Consider the following 13,130-nt stretch of genomic DNA (forward strand, 5'->3'; position numbering starts at 1 on the left):
CCGATTGACAAGGCGGGGCCTCGCCCGCTCTATGAGGCCGAAAGTGATGCCCCGTTTCCGGGGTTCTTGGGAGGAAATCATATGAAGACTTCGCTTTGGGCAGGCGTGATCCTGTCCGCACTCGTTTCTGCCGGCAGCGCCTGGGCGGCCGACTACAAGATCATCGCGCCCGCGGCTCCCGGCGGCGGCTGGGACCAGACGGCCCGCTCGATGCAGTCCGCACTTCAGGATGACGGCATTTCGCCGAGCGTGCAGGTGACCAACGTGCCGGGCGCCGGCGGCACCATCGGCCTTGCCCAGTTCGTCAACCAGGCGAGCGGCGATCCCGAGCAGCTGATCGTCGGCGGTTATGTCATGGTCGGCGCGATCCTCACCAACAATTCGCCCGTGACGCTCGAGCAGATCACGCCGATCGCGCGCCTGACCGGCGAGTATGAGGCGATCGTGGTTCCGGCCGCGTCCGAGATCAAGGACATGGCCGGCCTCGTCGAGAAGCTGAAATCCGATCCGGGCTCCGTGTCCTGGGGCGGCGGCTCGGCCGGCGGCACCGACCAGATCACGGCGGGCCTGATCGCCAAGGCCGTCGGCGTCGATCCGACCAAGGTCAACTACATCGCCTTTTCGGGTGGCGGCGAAGCGCTGGCGGCCATTCTCGGCAATCAGGTGACGGTCGGCATCTCCTCCTACAGCGAGTTCGCGAGCCAGGTTCAGGCCGGCACGCTGCGCCTGCTGGCCGTGTCGTCGGATGAGCGCCTCACCGGCGTCGAGGCGCCGACCTTCAAGGAAGCCGGCGTCGATGTCTCGATCCAGAACTGGCGCATGGTCGCGGCAGCTCCCGGCATCAGCGACGAGCAGAAGGCGACTATTACGGCGGATGTCGACAAGATGGTGAAGTCCGAGGCCTGGAAGAAGATCCTTGCCGACAAGGGCTGGGCCGACACCTATCTGGCCGGCGACGAGTTCGTCGCGCAGCTCAAGAAGGATCAGGAAGCGACCGCGACGATCCTGAAGGAAATCGGCCTGGTTCAGTAAACCAGAGCCAGCCAGCGACGAAATGCGAGCTACGCTGTTATGAGCGAGAACACATCGCGCCGCCCCGACCGGGCGGCGCTTCTGATTGCGCTGGGCCTCGTGGTGATCGGTGCGGTCATCGCGTGGAGCACCTATAATGCCGGCGGCCCGCGCGGCTATTCGCCGGTCGGGCCCAAGACGGTTCCCTTCGTGATTGCCAGCGTTCTGGTGATCCTCGGAATTTTCACCGCAATCGCGGGAATGCGCGGCGATTTTCCCGAGCGTGAGCATCATGATCCGAAGCCGATCCTCTGGATCCTCGGTGGTCTCGTTATCCAGATGCTTTCCATGAAGACGGTCGGCTTCTCGATCGCGACTGGCCTTCTCTTCGCACTCGTCGCGAAAGGCTTCGGACGCGGGCCGCTCTGGATGACGATACCCATCGGCATCGTCTTTTCCTTCGTGATCTGGTTCATTTTTGCCAAGGGCCTGCAGCTTTCGCTTCCGGCCGGTCCGCTGGAGCGTCTGATCTGATGGATACGTTCGCGCTTCTGGGCCAGGGCCTCGTTACCGCCTTCGAGCTTCAGAACCTTCTTTACGCGCTGATCGGCGTGACGCTCGGCACGGCAGTCGGCGTGCTTCCCGGCATCGGCCCGGCGCTCACCGTGGCCCTGCTTCTGCCTGTCACCTACAAGCTCGACCCCGCCGGCTCGCTGATCATGTTCGCGGGCATCTATTATGGCGGCATGTATGGCGGCTCGACCACCTCGATCCTGCTCAACACGCCGGGCGAGAGCGCTTCGATCGTGACCGCGCTCGAAGGCAACAAGATGGCCCGAAAGGGCAGGGGCGGGCCGGCTCTCGCGACCGCCGCCATCGGCTCCTTCGTCGCCGGCCTGCTCGCGACGCTGGGTCTGGCCTTCATCGCGCCGAGCGTGGTGAGCTTCGCGCTGTCCTTCGGCCCGGCCGAATATTTCGCGCTGATGCTCTTGGCCTTCATGACGGTTTCGGCCGCCTTCGGCGATTCGACCCTGCGCGGCCTGACCTCGCTCTTTCTGGGTCTGGCGCTCGGCCTGATCGGCATCGACCAGCTGACGGGACAGGCACGCCTCGTCTTCGGCCTGCCCAACCTTTTCGACGGCATTTCGGTGACCACGCTCGCGGTCGCGCTCTTCGCGATCGGCGAGACGCTCGCAGTGGCCGCGAGCCACCAGACCGGTGACGAGAAGGTGGAGGCGGTGAAGGGCTCGGTCTGGATGAACCGCGAGGACTGGCGGCGGTCATGGATGCCATGGCTGCGCGGCACGGCGATCGGTTTCCCCATCGGCGCGATGCCGGCGGGTGGCGCGGACGTGTCGAGCTTCCTGTCCTATTCGGCGGAGCGCAACTTCTCGAAGCACCCTGAGGAGTTCGGTCATGGCGCGATCGAGGGTGTCGCCGGCCCTGAGGCCGCGAACAACGCGTCGGCCGCCGGCACGCTGGTGCCGCTCCTGACGCTCGGTCTGCCGACCACGGCGACCGCTGCGATCATGCTGGCGGGCTTCCAGCAGTTCGGGCTTCAGCCGGGTCCGCTGCTGTTTGCCACCAATGCGCCGCTGGTCTGGGGCCTGATCGCGAGCCTCTTGGTCGCGAACTTCATGCTTCTGGTTCTGAACCTGCCCCTGATCGGGCTTTGGGTGAAGCTGCTGACCATCCCGCGGCCGTGGCTCTATGCCGGCATTCTGGTCTTTGCGACGCTCGGCACCATCGGTGCGGATGCTTCGACGACCTATCTCGGGGGAATTCCCGTCGCCTTCGGGCTGGGGCTTCTGATGCTGTTCGGATTGCTCGGCTATGGCTTGCGCCGCTTCGGCTATCCGATCGCGCCCGTGGTGGTGGGTCTGATCCTGGGGCCGATGGCGGAGAAGAGCCTGCGTCAGGCACTCCAGATCAGCCAGGGCAATCCGAGCGCGCTGTTCCATTCATGGATCGCGATCGTGCTCTGGGTGCTGGCCTTCACGGCACTTCTCTTGCCGCTCTACCTGCGCATGCGGGGCAGAGGCAAAGTGCTCTCGCAGTTCGGGACCGACGAGGACTGAGATAGCGCGGACTGAGAACCCGAAACGGGTTCTCGTTCGTGCGAACTCTGGATGTCAGAGCTTGATCTGACGGAACGTTGCCGGCTCGATGCCGAGCTGCTGAAGGTCACGGGCCTTGGGCTGGCGACGACCGTCAAGGGCTGCCGAAACGGCGATGGCGCTGCCGAGAGCATCGAAGATGCTGCGAATGCGGCTGGGGCGCGACTGCATGGTCATGATGGTTTCCTGTTTCATTGTGCGATGCAACATAGATAATATGTCGCGTGGCCTTGGGTGAGGGATAAGATCGCAGGCCAGCCATGCTGAACTGCATGGACTGTGAACGAATGCGGATCGACTTGCATTCGGGGGGCAGCCAAGCTATATGCGCCCCATATTCTTGGTCGGTTTGACGAAGAGTGGGTCCACCCGGTCCCGCTCTTTTTTGTTTCCGGCCCCTCGTTCAGGACCCTGATGACGGCTGAAAGCTTTAACGACGATCGGCTTATCCGCGAAAGTGGTTCGGACGCCCGTGTGGCGGCCATCGTCGCGCCTGTGATCGAGCCACTGGGTTTCCGCCTCGTGCGGGTTCGCGTTTCAGGGCAGAACGGCTTGACGCTGCAGATCATGGCCGAGCGCCATGACGGCACCATGAGCGTCGAGGATTGCGAGACGGTGAGCCGTGCGGTGTCGCCCGTGCTGGACGAGGCCGACCCGATCCCCGACGCCTATCATCTCGAAGTGTCTTCGCCCGGCATCGACCGGCCGCTGGTGCGTGCCAGCGATTTTTCCGATTGGGCCGGCCACGTCGCCAAGCTCGAAACCTCGGTGATGGTGGATGGCCGCAAGCGCTTTCGCGGCAAGCTCGGGGTTCCGGAAAACGGCCATGTGGTGATCGAGCGCGACGCGGCGTCCTATGGTGACGCGCCGACCGTTTCGATCCCGCTCGACGCGATTTCCGACGCGCGCCTCATTCTGACGGACGAACTGATCCGCGAGGCGCTCGCCAAGGACAAGAAGGCCCGCCAGGCCGCCAAGCGCGGCGAAGTGGGCAACGACAACGAACCGGCGGACGACGAAGACGTCTCTGCTGACGAAGAGTAGTAATTCCAGCAAAAGTGCGCAGCGGTTTTGCGTGCGGAATTACGAGAAAGAAGAGATGGAGCATTTGCGATGAATCTTGATTCATCGGAAGTGCTCCGACACAAGGGAGAGTGACTATGGCCGTCAGCGCCAACAGGCTCGAGCTTCTGCAGATTGCGGACGCCGTCGCGCGCGAAAAGTCGATCGACAAGACCATCGTGATCGCCGCCATGGCGGACGCCATCCAGAAGGCCGCGCGCTCGCGCTACGGCCAGGAAACCAATATCCGCGCCGACATCAACCCGAACACCGGCGAGATGAAGCTGCAGCGCCTGATGGAAGTGGTCGAGACGGTCGAGGAATATGACCGCGAGATCGCGCTCGAGGACGCGCGCCGCCGCAACCCCGATGCGCAGGTCGGCGACTTCATCGCCGAGCAGCTGCCGCCCATGGATTTCGGTCGCATCGCCGCCCAGAGCGCCAAGCAGGTGATCGTGCAGAAGGTGCGCGAGGCCGAGCGCGACCGCCAGTATGACGAATACAAGGATCGCATCGGCGAGATCGTCAACGGCACGGTCAAGCGCGCCGAATACGGCAATGTCATCGTGGATCTGGGCCGTGGAGAGGGCATCGTCCGCCGCGATGAGCTGATCCCGCGCGAGAACTACAAGTATGGCGACCGCATCCGCGCCTATGTCTATGACGTGCGCCGCGAGCAGCGCGGGCCGCAGATCTTCCTGTCGCGCACCCATCCGCAGTTCATGGCGAAGCTCTTCACCATGGAAGTGCCGGAGATCTATGACGGCATCATCGAGATCAAGTCGGTGGCTCGCGATCCGGGCTCGCGCGCCAAGATCGCGGTGACGAGCCGCGATTCCTCGATCGATCCGGTCGGCGCCTGCGTCGGCATGCGCGGCTCGCGCGTGCAGGCCGTGGTCGGCGAGTTGCAGGGCGAGAAGATCGACATCATTCCGTGGTCGCCGTCCGCCGCCTCCTTTATCGTCAATGCGCTGCAGCCGGCGGAAGTCGCCAAGGTCGTTCTCGACGAGGACGCCGAGCGTATTGAAGTCGTGGTGCCGGATGACCAACTGTCTCTGGCGATCGGCCGTCGCGGCCAGAACGTCCGTCTCGCTTCGCAGCTGACGGGCTGGGACATCGACATCCTTACCGAGGAAGAAGAAAGCTCGCGCCGCCAGAAGGAGTTCACCGAGCGTTCGGCCCTCTTCATGGACGCGCTCAACGTGGACGAGATGGTGGGCCAGGTTCTGGCGTCCGAAGGCTTCTCGACGGTCGAGGAAGTGGCTTACGTCGATGCGGACGAGATTTCGTCCATTGACGGGTTCGACGAGGAAACCGCGACCGAGATCCAGTCGCGTGCGCGTGAGTATCTGGAGCGTATCGAGGCCGAGCACGATGCCAAGCGTCGTGAACTGGGCGTCGAGGACGAGCTTCGCGAGATCCCCGGCATCACGACCGCGATGCTGGTGGCGCTCGGCGAAGACGGCGTGAAGACGGTCGAGGACTTCGCCGGCTATGCGGTGGACGACCTGACCGGCTGGAAAGAGCGCAAGGACGGGGAAACCAAGACCTTCCCCGGCATCCTGACGCCTTTCGAGGTTTCGCGCCAGGACGCGGAAGCGATGGTCATGGCGGCCCGTTTGAAGGCCGGCTGGATCGAAGAAGAAGAACTCGGCTCGGACGAGGCGGACGACGCCTCCACCGAAGCGGCCGAGTAAGGGCAGTGGTTTGGAGCGCGACACATGGGCAGGGAGGCAGTCGAAGACATGAACGACCGCACTTGCATCGTGTCGCGCCAGGCCGGCAGCTCGGATGAGCTGATCCGTTTCGTCGCAGGGCCCGACAATTCCGTCGTGCCCGACCTGAAGCGCTCGCTCCCTGGGCGCGGCTGCTGGGTGACGGGCACGCGCGATAGCGTGGAAAAGGCGCTCAAGCGCAAGCTGTTTCCCCGCGCGCTCAAGGCCGAGGTGCAAGCGTCAGCCGACTTGCCCGCAAATCTCGACACCCTACTTGTTCGGAATGCGCTCGGCGCATTGGGTCTTGCGCGCAAGGCGGGAAGCCTCGTTTTCGGCGCGGCTCAGGTCGAGAAGGCCGTACGCTCCGGCCGTGCCGCCTTCGTGCTTCACGCGACCGAAGCCTCACCTGACGGCATTCGCAAGATCACGAATGCGCGACACGCGGTCCTCCACATGGATGGACCCGCCATCGAAGCCTACAAACTGTTCTCCGAGGCCGAATTGGGTTTGGCATTGGGTGGGACAAATGTGATACATGCTGCCGTGCTCAGCGAAGGCGCTGGCAAGGCGGTGGAAAAGCGCGTGCAGGCGCTCCATCGGTACCGGGGAGGTGGCTCCCCCGACAGCCGTTCAATGGATCAAGCGACTGCGCCCCAAGACGACGCCGCGAAGGATATGGAATGAGTGATACCAAGACAGGTGACGACAAGACGCTGAGCGTGAGCGGCAAGCTGACGCTGAAGCGTCCGGGCCTCGAGCAGGGCACGGTGCGCCAGAATTTCAGCCATGGTCGCACCAAGTCTGTCGTCGTCGAGACGAAGAAGCGCAAGTTCAACGTGCCGGGCACCGAGGCGCCTGCAGCAGCACCCGCGCCCGCCGCGGGCGGCCTGAAGCCGCGTCCGGCGGCCCCGGCTGCCGCTGCCCCCGCGCCGCAGGCCCCTGCCGCGCAAACGCCGCCTCCCGCGCCGACGCCGCGCCCGGCGGCACCGGCACCCGCTCCGGCACCTCAGGCTGCGACGCCTGCCCCAGCACCTCAGGCCGCGACGCCGGCTCCAGCACCTGCCGCGCCTCAGGCACCAGCAGCGATTGCCGCTGCTGAGCCGACGCCCGCGCCGGCTCCAACACCAGCACCTCAGCCGGCCGCCGCAGCACCCGTTGCTCAGCCTCGTGCCGAGACGCCAAGCGCACCGGCACCTCAGGCTTCCGCTCCGGCTCCGCGCCCCGCCGCGCCTTCCGCGCCGCAGGGTCAGCGTCCGGGTGGGCCTGCGCCGCAGGGCGGACGTCCCGGTTATCAGGGTCAGGGTTATCAAGGCCAGCGCTCGGGTGGTCCGGGCGGTGGTGGCCGTCCCAACGATCGTCCGCAGGGCGGCCGTCCGGGTGGCGCGCCTTACGGTCAGCGTTCGGGTGGTGGCGGCGAAGGCCGTGACCGTGATCGCGACCGCTCGCGTGGTCCTCAGCAGAACCGCAGCGGTGGCGGCGGCATGGTGTTGAACTCGCTCTCGCAGAGCGAGATGGAAGCCCGCCGTCGTGCCCTGGCATCAGCCGGTGCGCGTGAGCAGGAAGATCGTGCGCGCGCTGCCGACGATGCGCGTCGCCGCGCCGAGGAGGATGAGCGCCGCCGTCGCGAGCGTGAAGAATCCGCGCGCCGTCAGGCCGAGGAAGAGGCACGCATCCAGAAGGAAGCGGAAGACCGCCGTCGCGCCGAGGAAGACGCCAAGCGCCGCGCCCCGCGCGCCGAACTGGTCAACTCGTCTGACGACGAGGAGGAGGGCGACCGCCGTCCGGCTCGTGGCGCGGGTGCAGGTGCCGGTGCTGCGGCCCGTCCCGCACCGCGTCTTGCCGCGCGCCCCGATGCCAACCGTACGCCGGCCCGCACCCGTCCGGGTGGCGATGACCGCCGTCGCGGCAAGCTGACGGTCAGTGCTGCGACGTCCGACGACGATGCGCGTTCGCGCTCTCTTTCGGCGATGCGTCGCCGGCAGGAGAAGTTCAAGCGTGCGATGTACGAACAGCCGCGCGAGAAGATCACCCGCGAGGTGGTTCTGCCTGAAACCATCACTATCCAGGAACTCGCTCAGCGTATGTCCGAGCGCGCCGTGGAAGTGGTGAAGTACTTCATGAAGCAGGGCCAGATCATGAAGCCCGGCGACGTGATCGATGCGGATACCGCCGAGCTGGTCGCGTCCGAATTCGGCCACACCGTGCGCCGCGTGGCGGAAAGCGACATCGAGGAAGGCCTCTTCGACATCGCCGATCGTCCCGAGGACATGGAGTCGCGTCCGCCCGTGGTCACGATCATGGGCCACGTCGATCACGGCAAGACCTCGCTGCTCGACGCCATCCGCAATGCGAATGTGGTGTCCGGCGAAGCCGGCGGCATCACGCAGCATATCGGCGCCTATCAGGTCGAGAAGGACGGTCACCCGATCACCTTCATCGACACGCCGGGTCACGCGGCCTTCACAGCGATGCGTGCCCGCGGCGCGCAGGCGACCGACATCGCGATCCTCGTGGTGGCGGCCGACGATTCGGTGATGCCGCAGACGATCGAGTCGATCAGCCATGCCAAGGCGGCCAATGTGCCGATCATCGTGGCGATCAACAAGGTCGACAAGCCTTCGGCCGATCCGCAGAAGGTGCGCACGCAGCTGCTGCAGCACGAGGTGTTCGTGGAATCGATGGGCGGTGAGGTGCTCGACGTCGAGGTTTCGGCCAAGACGGGTGCAGGCCTCGACAAGCTCCTTGAAGCCATCCTGCTGCAGGCCGAAATCCTCGACCTCAAGGCGAACCCGGAGCGTACGGCCGAGGGTGTGGTCATCGAAGCCAAGCTCGACAAGGGCCGTGGTCCGGTGGCGAGCGTTCTGGTTCAGACCGGTACGCTGCTGCCCGGCGACATCCTCGTGGCCGGCACCGAATGGGGCCGTGTGCGCGCGGTGATCAACGATCGCGGCGAGGTACTCGACGAGGCCCTGCCTTCGACGCCGGTCGAGATCCTGGGTCTCGGCGGCACGCCGCAGGCCGGTGACCGCTTCGCCGTCATCAACGACGAGGCGCGTGCCCGCGAGATCACCGAGTACCGTCAGCGCATGGCCCGCGACAAGGCGGCCGCGCGTCATGCCGGCAGCCGCGGCTCGCTCGAGCAGATGATGAGCCAGCTCCAGACCAGCGGTCTGAAAGAGTTCCCGCTCGTCATCAAGGGCGACGTGTCCGGTTCGGTGGAAGCCATCGTGGCAGCGCTCGACAAGCTCGGCACCGACGAAGTGCGTGCGCGCATCGTTTATGCCGGTGCGGGCGGCATCACGGAAACCGACGTCTCGCTGGCCGAAACGTCCGGTGCCGCGATCATCGGCTTCAACGTGCGTGCGAATGCGCAGGCGCGTCAGGCGGCCGAGCGCGCCGAGATCGACATCCGCTACTACAACATCATCTACAACCTCGTGGATGACGTGAAGGCGGCCATGTCGGGCCTGCTCTCGCCGGAGCGCCGCGAAACCTTCATCGGCAATGCCGAGATCCTGGAAGTGTTCGACATCACCAAGATCGGCAAGGTCGCGGGTTGCCGTATCACCGAAGGCAAGGTGGAGCGTGGTGCGGGCGTGCGCCTGATCCGCGACAATGTCGTGATCCACGAAGGCACGCTGAAGACGCTCAAGCGCTTCAAGGACGAAGTGTCGGAGGTTCCGGTCGGTCAGGAATGCGGTATGGCGTTCCAGAACTACGAGAACATTCAGGCCGGCGACATCATCGAGTGCTTCCGCGTCGAGATGGTGAGCCGCTCGCTCTAAAAGCATCGGGGTGATCGATTGATCATCCTACCCAGAGTTGAAAGCGGGCGATGGAGCTGATCCATCGCCCGCTTCGCTATCCGCGTCTCGAAGAAAATGGCGCGAAACGAACCGTTCCTCCGAAAGTTGTTGAGTGATGTCGAGCCCCACGAAAGGCCCTTCCCAGCGCCAGCTCCGCGTCGGCGAGCAGGTCCGCCACGCATTGGCGGAAATGCTCCAGCGCGGCGAATTGCAGGATGACCTGATCGAAAGTGCCGTGATTTCGGTCGGCGAAGTGCGCATGTCGCCCGATCTCAAGATCGCCACCGCCTTTGTCGTGCCGCTGGGTGCCAAAGACGAGAACGCGGTGGTGGAAGCGCTCAACCGCCATGCGCGCTTTGTTCGCGGCCGCATGTCGCCCGCCTTGCGCCAGATGAAATACATGCCCGAATTCCGCTTCCGTCTCGACACGAGCTACGACAACATGACCCGCATCGACGCCCTCCTGCGCTCGCCCGAAGTGGCGCGTGACCTCGACCACGACGAGGAAAACTAATGGCACGGCGGGGCAAGAAGAAGGGTCGGCCGGTTTCGGGCTGGCTGGTGCTGGACAAGCCGGCGGGACTGGGCTCGACCGAGGCCGTGTCCAAGATCAAGTGGCTGTTCGGTGCGGACAAGGCGGGCCACGCGGGCACGCTCGATCCGCTGGCGTCCGGCATGCTGCCCATCGCCTTGGGCGAGGCGACCAAGACAGTGCCCTACGTCATGGATGGGGCGAAGACCTATCGCTTCACCGTGGGCTGGGGCGAGGAGCGCAACACGGATGACCTCGAAGGCGAGGCGACGGTGCGTTCGGATCTGCGTCCCACGCGTGATGCGATCGAGGCGCTTCTGCCGCAGTTCACCGGCGTGATCATGCAGACGCCGCCGCAGTTCTCGGCCATCAAGATCGCCGGCAATCGCGCTTATGATCTGGCGCGCGATGGCGAGGTGGTGGAGATCCCCGCCCGCGAGGTCGAGATCGTCCGGTTCGAGATCGTGGAAATGCCCGACGCGAACCACACGACCTTCGAGGTCGAGTGCGGGAAGGGCACCTATGTGCGCTCGCTGGCGCGCGACATGGGCCGCCTGCTCGGCTGCTACGGCCACATCACGCTGTTGCGCCGCGAGGAGGTCAGCCCCTTCACGGTGGAAGACCTCGTGACGCTGGCGGAACTCGAAACGGCGGGCGGCGAAACGGAAGAGATCGGCGAGCGCTTCGCGGCGCGCGACGAGTTCCTGCTCGATGCCGCTGCTGCCCTCGAAGATTTGCCGCAGCTGCCGCTCTCGGACGACGCGGCGCAGAAGATCAGGCTCGGCAATGCGGTGATCCTGCGCGGGCGGGACGCGCCGCTCCATGCGGACGAGGCCTGCGCCACCTCGCGCGGCAAGCTGGTGGCCATCGGCGCAGTCGAAGCGGGATTGTTCAAGCCCAAGCGCGTGTTTGTCGGGTAGAGCGGTTTCCGACCATGTTGCATCGTCGGCACGCAGGTGATTTTGATTCAGCACAAGGCGCGAGGAGGGCGCGATGTTCATGCATCGTAACCGACGAGCAACGCGGCTGCTGGGGCAAAATCGCCCCGCCGCGCAGCGGGCGCCCGAAGGGCGATGAGGGCGGTGCAATATGATTGGAAACCGCTAACCCATGCTCAAGGAACAGCGTGCCCTCCGCCGCAAGGCCAACCGCTCGCCGGTGGGCGCGGCTCCCGGCACGCTGACCGCGCACCCGCATGCGGAGCCGACGGAACTCAACCTCACGCTGGTCGGCAACGGGCGCAGCGAGTTCCACGAGAATGTCGCCTTCGATCTTGTCGCCAAGCGACGCGGCGAATTTCCGCTGGTCTGGCTCGATTGCGTGGGGCTCGGCGATGTCGAATTGATCGAGCGCGTCGGCAAGCTCTTCGGCCTGCACCGGCTGGCGCTGGAGGATGCGGTCAACACCGGCCAGCGGCCCAAGGCCGACTTCTACGACGCCCATGGTTTCGTCGTTCTGTCGATGATCGATGAGATCAAATCCGGCCGCGTGGAGCAGATCTCGCTCGCCTTCGGCAAGAATTTCGTGGTCACCTTCCAGGAGCGCAAGGGCGACCCGTTCGAACCCGTGCGCCACCGCATCAAGCGTAATTCGCCCATCTGCGAGCGCGGCGGCGACTATCTCGCCTACACGCTGATCGATGCCATCGTGGACAGCTATTTTCCCGTGGTCGAGAACATGGGCGACCTGATCGACAAGATGGAGGATGCGGTCTTCGCCGAGCGGGGCGGGGACCGGCGCATCAAGGAACTGCACATGCTGCGCCGAGGCGTGAGCGGGGTGAAGCGCTCGCTCTGGCCGCTGCGTGACGCGATGGCCGGGCTGACGCGCGCGGAGAGCCCGTTGGTAACGACCGAGACCAAGCTCTACTTCAACGACACGCTCGACCACGCCATTCGCCTGATCGAGATGGTCGAGACCTATCGCGACATGCTCACCGGCCTGATCGAGATCGACATCTCCATGGCGCAGGCGCGCACCAATGACGTGATCTCGTTTCTCACGATCATCTCCTCGATCTTCATCCCGCTCACGTTCGTCGCGGGCATCTGGGGCATGAATTTCGATCCGAAGGCCTCGCCCTATAATATGCCCGAGCTTGAGACCTATTACGGCTATCCGTTGGCACTTCTGTTCATGGCGGCGCTCGGCGGCGGCATCTTCGCCTATTTCAAATGGCGCAAGTGGCTTTGAGGCAGTTTTTGCGAGGTAACACAGGCGTTTAAAGGAAGTGCTGGCGTTTGGGCCCCGACTTCATTATATGCGGCCCAGCAACGTGCACCGCACCTTGCCTTTAGCGGCCCCCGCTGGACGACATCCCGGCCGTGGGCATCTTCTCCTCTCCAATCATAAGGAACCATCCGATGTCGATCACTGCCGAGCGCAAGCAGGAATTGCTCAAGGAATACGCGACCCAGAAGGGCGACACCGGTTCGCCGGAAGTTCAGGTCGCGATCCTGTCCGAGCGCATCAAGAACCTGACCGAGCACTTCAAGGACCACAAGAAGGACAACCACTCCCGTCGTGGCCTTCTCAAGCTCGTGTCGCAGCGCCGCCGCCTTCTTGACTATCTCAAGGGCAAGGAAGAGGCGCGCTACCAGACGCTGATCGAGAAGCTCGGCCTGCGTCGCTAAAAACCATCCGAACCGGCGGAAACCTCATGTTTCCGCCGGTTCACCTTTTCGGACCGGCCGTCACAGCACGGCGGTCCGCTGAAGGCTTCCAGTGAAAAAGGAAGCCGCTCCATGGGAACGGGTCATGGGGCAGGATTGCAGGAGGCCTTCTCACGAGACCTCCCGCTGTCTTGCCCATGGCTCGCCCGAACGAAGCCAGAGGGAAGAAGCCGCGCGCGTCTCATCGCGAGCCGCACTTCCCGTTTGAAGGACAA

At 64.7% G+C, this 13,130-nt stretch carries 12 protein-coding genes; 11 read left to right on the forward strand and 1 reads right to left on the reverse strand.

Annotated elements, in window-relative coordinates:
* Nucleotides 1-81 precede the first annotated feature (81 nt).
* Genes NGM99_RS16615 through NGM99_RS16625 form a run of 3 tightly spaced genes read left to right on the forward strand, consistent with a single transcriptional unit; the run spans nt 82 to nt 3,089 of the window.
* A complete protein-coding gene (locus NGM99_RS16615; RefSeq protein WP_252820965.1) occupies nt 82-1,032 on the forward strand; it encodes a Bug family tripartite tricarboxylate transporter substrate binding protein in 951 nt (316 codons plus the stop codon).
* Nucleotides 1,033-1,071: 39 nt separating this feature from the next.
* Nucleotides 1,072-1,545: a tripartite tricarboxylate transporter TctB family protein gene (locus tag NGM99_RS16620; RefSeq protein WP_252820967.1), complete on the forward strand. Its 474-nt coding sequence runs from the start codon at nt 1,072-1,074 to the stop codon at nt 1,543-1,545.
* On the forward strand, nt 1,545-3,089 hold the full coding sequence (locus tag NGM99_RS16625) for a tripartite tricarboxylate transporter permease (protein ID WP_252820970.1): 1,545 nt from the start codon (nt 1,545-1,547) through the stop codon (nt 3,087-3,089). The genes NGM99_RS16620 and NGM99_RS16625 overlap by 1 nt, the downstream gene beginning before the upstream one ends.
* 54 nt (nt 3,090-3,143) lie before the next feature.
* Here NGM99_RS16625 and NGM99_RS16630 read toward each other — a convergent pair whose 3' ends face one another.
* A complete protein-coding gene (locus tag NGM99_RS16630; protein WP_252820972.1) occupies nt 3,144-3,305 on the reverse strand; it encodes a hypothetical protein in 162 nt (53 codons plus the stop codon).
* A 237-nt stretch (nt 3,306-3,542) separates the two neighbouring features.
* On the opposite strand from NGM99_RS16630, the gene rimP reads away from it, so the two are divergent.
* From rimP to rpsO, 8 genes are all read left to right on the forward strand, one after another.
* On the forward strand, nt 3,543-4,172 hold the full coding sequence (gene rimP, locus NGM99_RS16635; protein WP_252820973.1) for a ribosome maturation factor RimP: 630 nt from the start codon (nt 3,543-3,545) through the stop codon (nt 4,170-4,172).
* 116 nt (nt 4,173-4,288) lie between these two features.
* Nucleotides 4,289-5,887 (forward strand): transcription termination factor NusA, encoded by a 1,599-nt coding sequence (nusA, locus tag NGM99_RS16640; protein ID WP_252820975.1) that lies wholly within the window; start codon nt 4,289-4,291, stop codon nt 5,885-5,887.
* A gap of 24 nt (nt 5,888-5,911) precedes the next feature.
* Nucleotides 5,912-6,589, forward strand: a complete 678-nt coding sequence (locus NGM99_RS16645; protein WP_289852527.1) for an RNA-binding protein — start codon at nt 5,912-5,914, stop codon at nt 6,587-6,589.
* Nucleotides 6,586-9,690 carry a translation initiation factor IF-2 gene (infB, locus tag NGM99_RS16650; protein WP_252820977.1) on the forward strand — a complete coding sequence of 1,035 codons (3,105 nt, stop codon included), beginning with the start codon at nt 6,586-6,588 and terminating at the stop codon, nt 9,688-9,690. Before NGM99_RS16645 ends, infB begins: the two co-directional genes overlap by 4 nt.
* 136 nt (nt 9,691-9,826) lie before the next feature.
* Nucleotides 9,827-10,225 (forward strand): 30S ribosome-binding factor RbfA, encoded by a 399-nt coding sequence (gene rbfA / locus NGM99_RS16655; RefSeq protein WP_252820979.1) that lies wholly within the window; start codon nt 9,827-9,829, stop codon nt 10,223-10,225.
* A complete protein-coding gene (gene truB / locus NGM99_RS16660) occupies nt 10,225-11,163 on the forward strand; it encodes a tRNA pseudouridine(55) synthase TruB (protein WP_252820981.1) in 939 nt (312 codons plus the stop codon). Before rbfA ends, truB begins: the two co-directional genes overlap by 1 nt.
* A gap of 190 nt (nt 11,164-11,353) precedes the next feature.
* Nucleotides 11,354-12,436: a magnesium/cobalt transporter CorA gene (gene corA / locus NGM99_RS16665; RefSeq protein ID WP_252820983.1), complete on the forward strand. Its 1,083-nt coding sequence runs from the start codon at nt 11,354-11,356 to the stop codon at nt 12,434-12,436.
* Between the two features lie 170 nt (nt 12,437-12,606).
* Nucleotides 12,607-12,876 (forward strand): 30S ribosomal protein S15, encoded by a 270-nt coding sequence (gene rpsO / locus NGM99_RS16670; protein WP_252820985.1) that lies wholly within the window; start codon nt 12,607-12,609, stop codon nt 12,874-12,876.
* Nucleotides 12,877-13,130 lie beyond the last annotated feature (254 nt).

It is taken from the genome of Mesorhizobium liriopis, assembly GCF_024053505.1.
GTDB lineage: Bacteria > Pseudomonadota > Alphaproteobacteria > Rhizobiales > Rhizobiaceae > Mesorhizobium_B > Mesorhizobium_B liriopis.

Excerpts from the sequence above, each read along its gene's own strand:
- rpsO (WP_252820985.1), top strand. The coding sequence starts at position 12,607 with ATGTCGATCACTGCCGAGCGCAAGCAGGAATTGCTCAAGGAATACGCG.
- NGM99_RS16645 (WP_289852527.1), top strand. The coding sequence starts at position 5,912 with ATGGGCAGGGAGGCAGTCGAAGACATGAACGACCGCACTTGCATCGTG.
- rbfA (WP_252820979.1), top strand. The coding sequence starts at position 9,827 with ATGTCGAGCCCCACGAAAGGCCCTTCCCAGCGCCAGCTCCGCGTCGGC.
- NGM99_RS16615 (WP_252820965.1), top strand. The coding sequence starts at position 82 with ATGAAGACTTCGCTTTGGGCAGGCGTGATCCTGTCCGCACTCGTTTCT.
- NGM99_RS16630 (WP_252820972.1), bottom strand. The coding sequence starts at position 3,305 with ATGACCATGCAGTCGCGCCCCAGCCGCATTCGCAGCATCTTCGATGCT.
- nusA (WP_252820975.1), top strand. The coding sequence starts at position 4,289 with ATGGCCGTCAGCGCCAACAGGCTCGAGCTTCTGCAGATTGCGGACGCC.
- rimP (WP_252820973.1), top strand. The coding sequence starts at position 3,543 with ATGACGGCTGAAAGCTTTAACGACGATCGGCTTATCCGCGAAAGTGGT.
- NGM99_RS16625 (WP_252820970.1), top strand. The coding sequence starts at position 1,545 with ATGGATACGTTCGCGCTTCTGGGCCAGGGCCTCGTTACCGCCTTCGAG.
- truB (WP_252820981.1), top strand. The coding sequence starts at position 10,225 with ATGGCACGGCGGGGCAAGAAGAAGGGTCGGCCGGTTTCGGGCTGGCTG.
- NGM99_RS16620 (WP_252820967.1), top strand. The coding sequence starts at position 1,072 with ATGAGCGAGAACACATCGCGCCGCCCCGACCGGGCGGCGCTTCTGATT.
- corA (WP_252820983.1), top strand. The coding sequence starts at position 11,354 with ATGCTCAAGGAACAGCGTGCCCTCCGCCGCAAGGCCAACCGCTCGCCG.
- infB (WP_252820977.1), top strand. The coding sequence starts at position 6,586 with ATGAGTGATACCAAGACAGGTGACGACAAGACGCTGAGCGTGAGCGGC.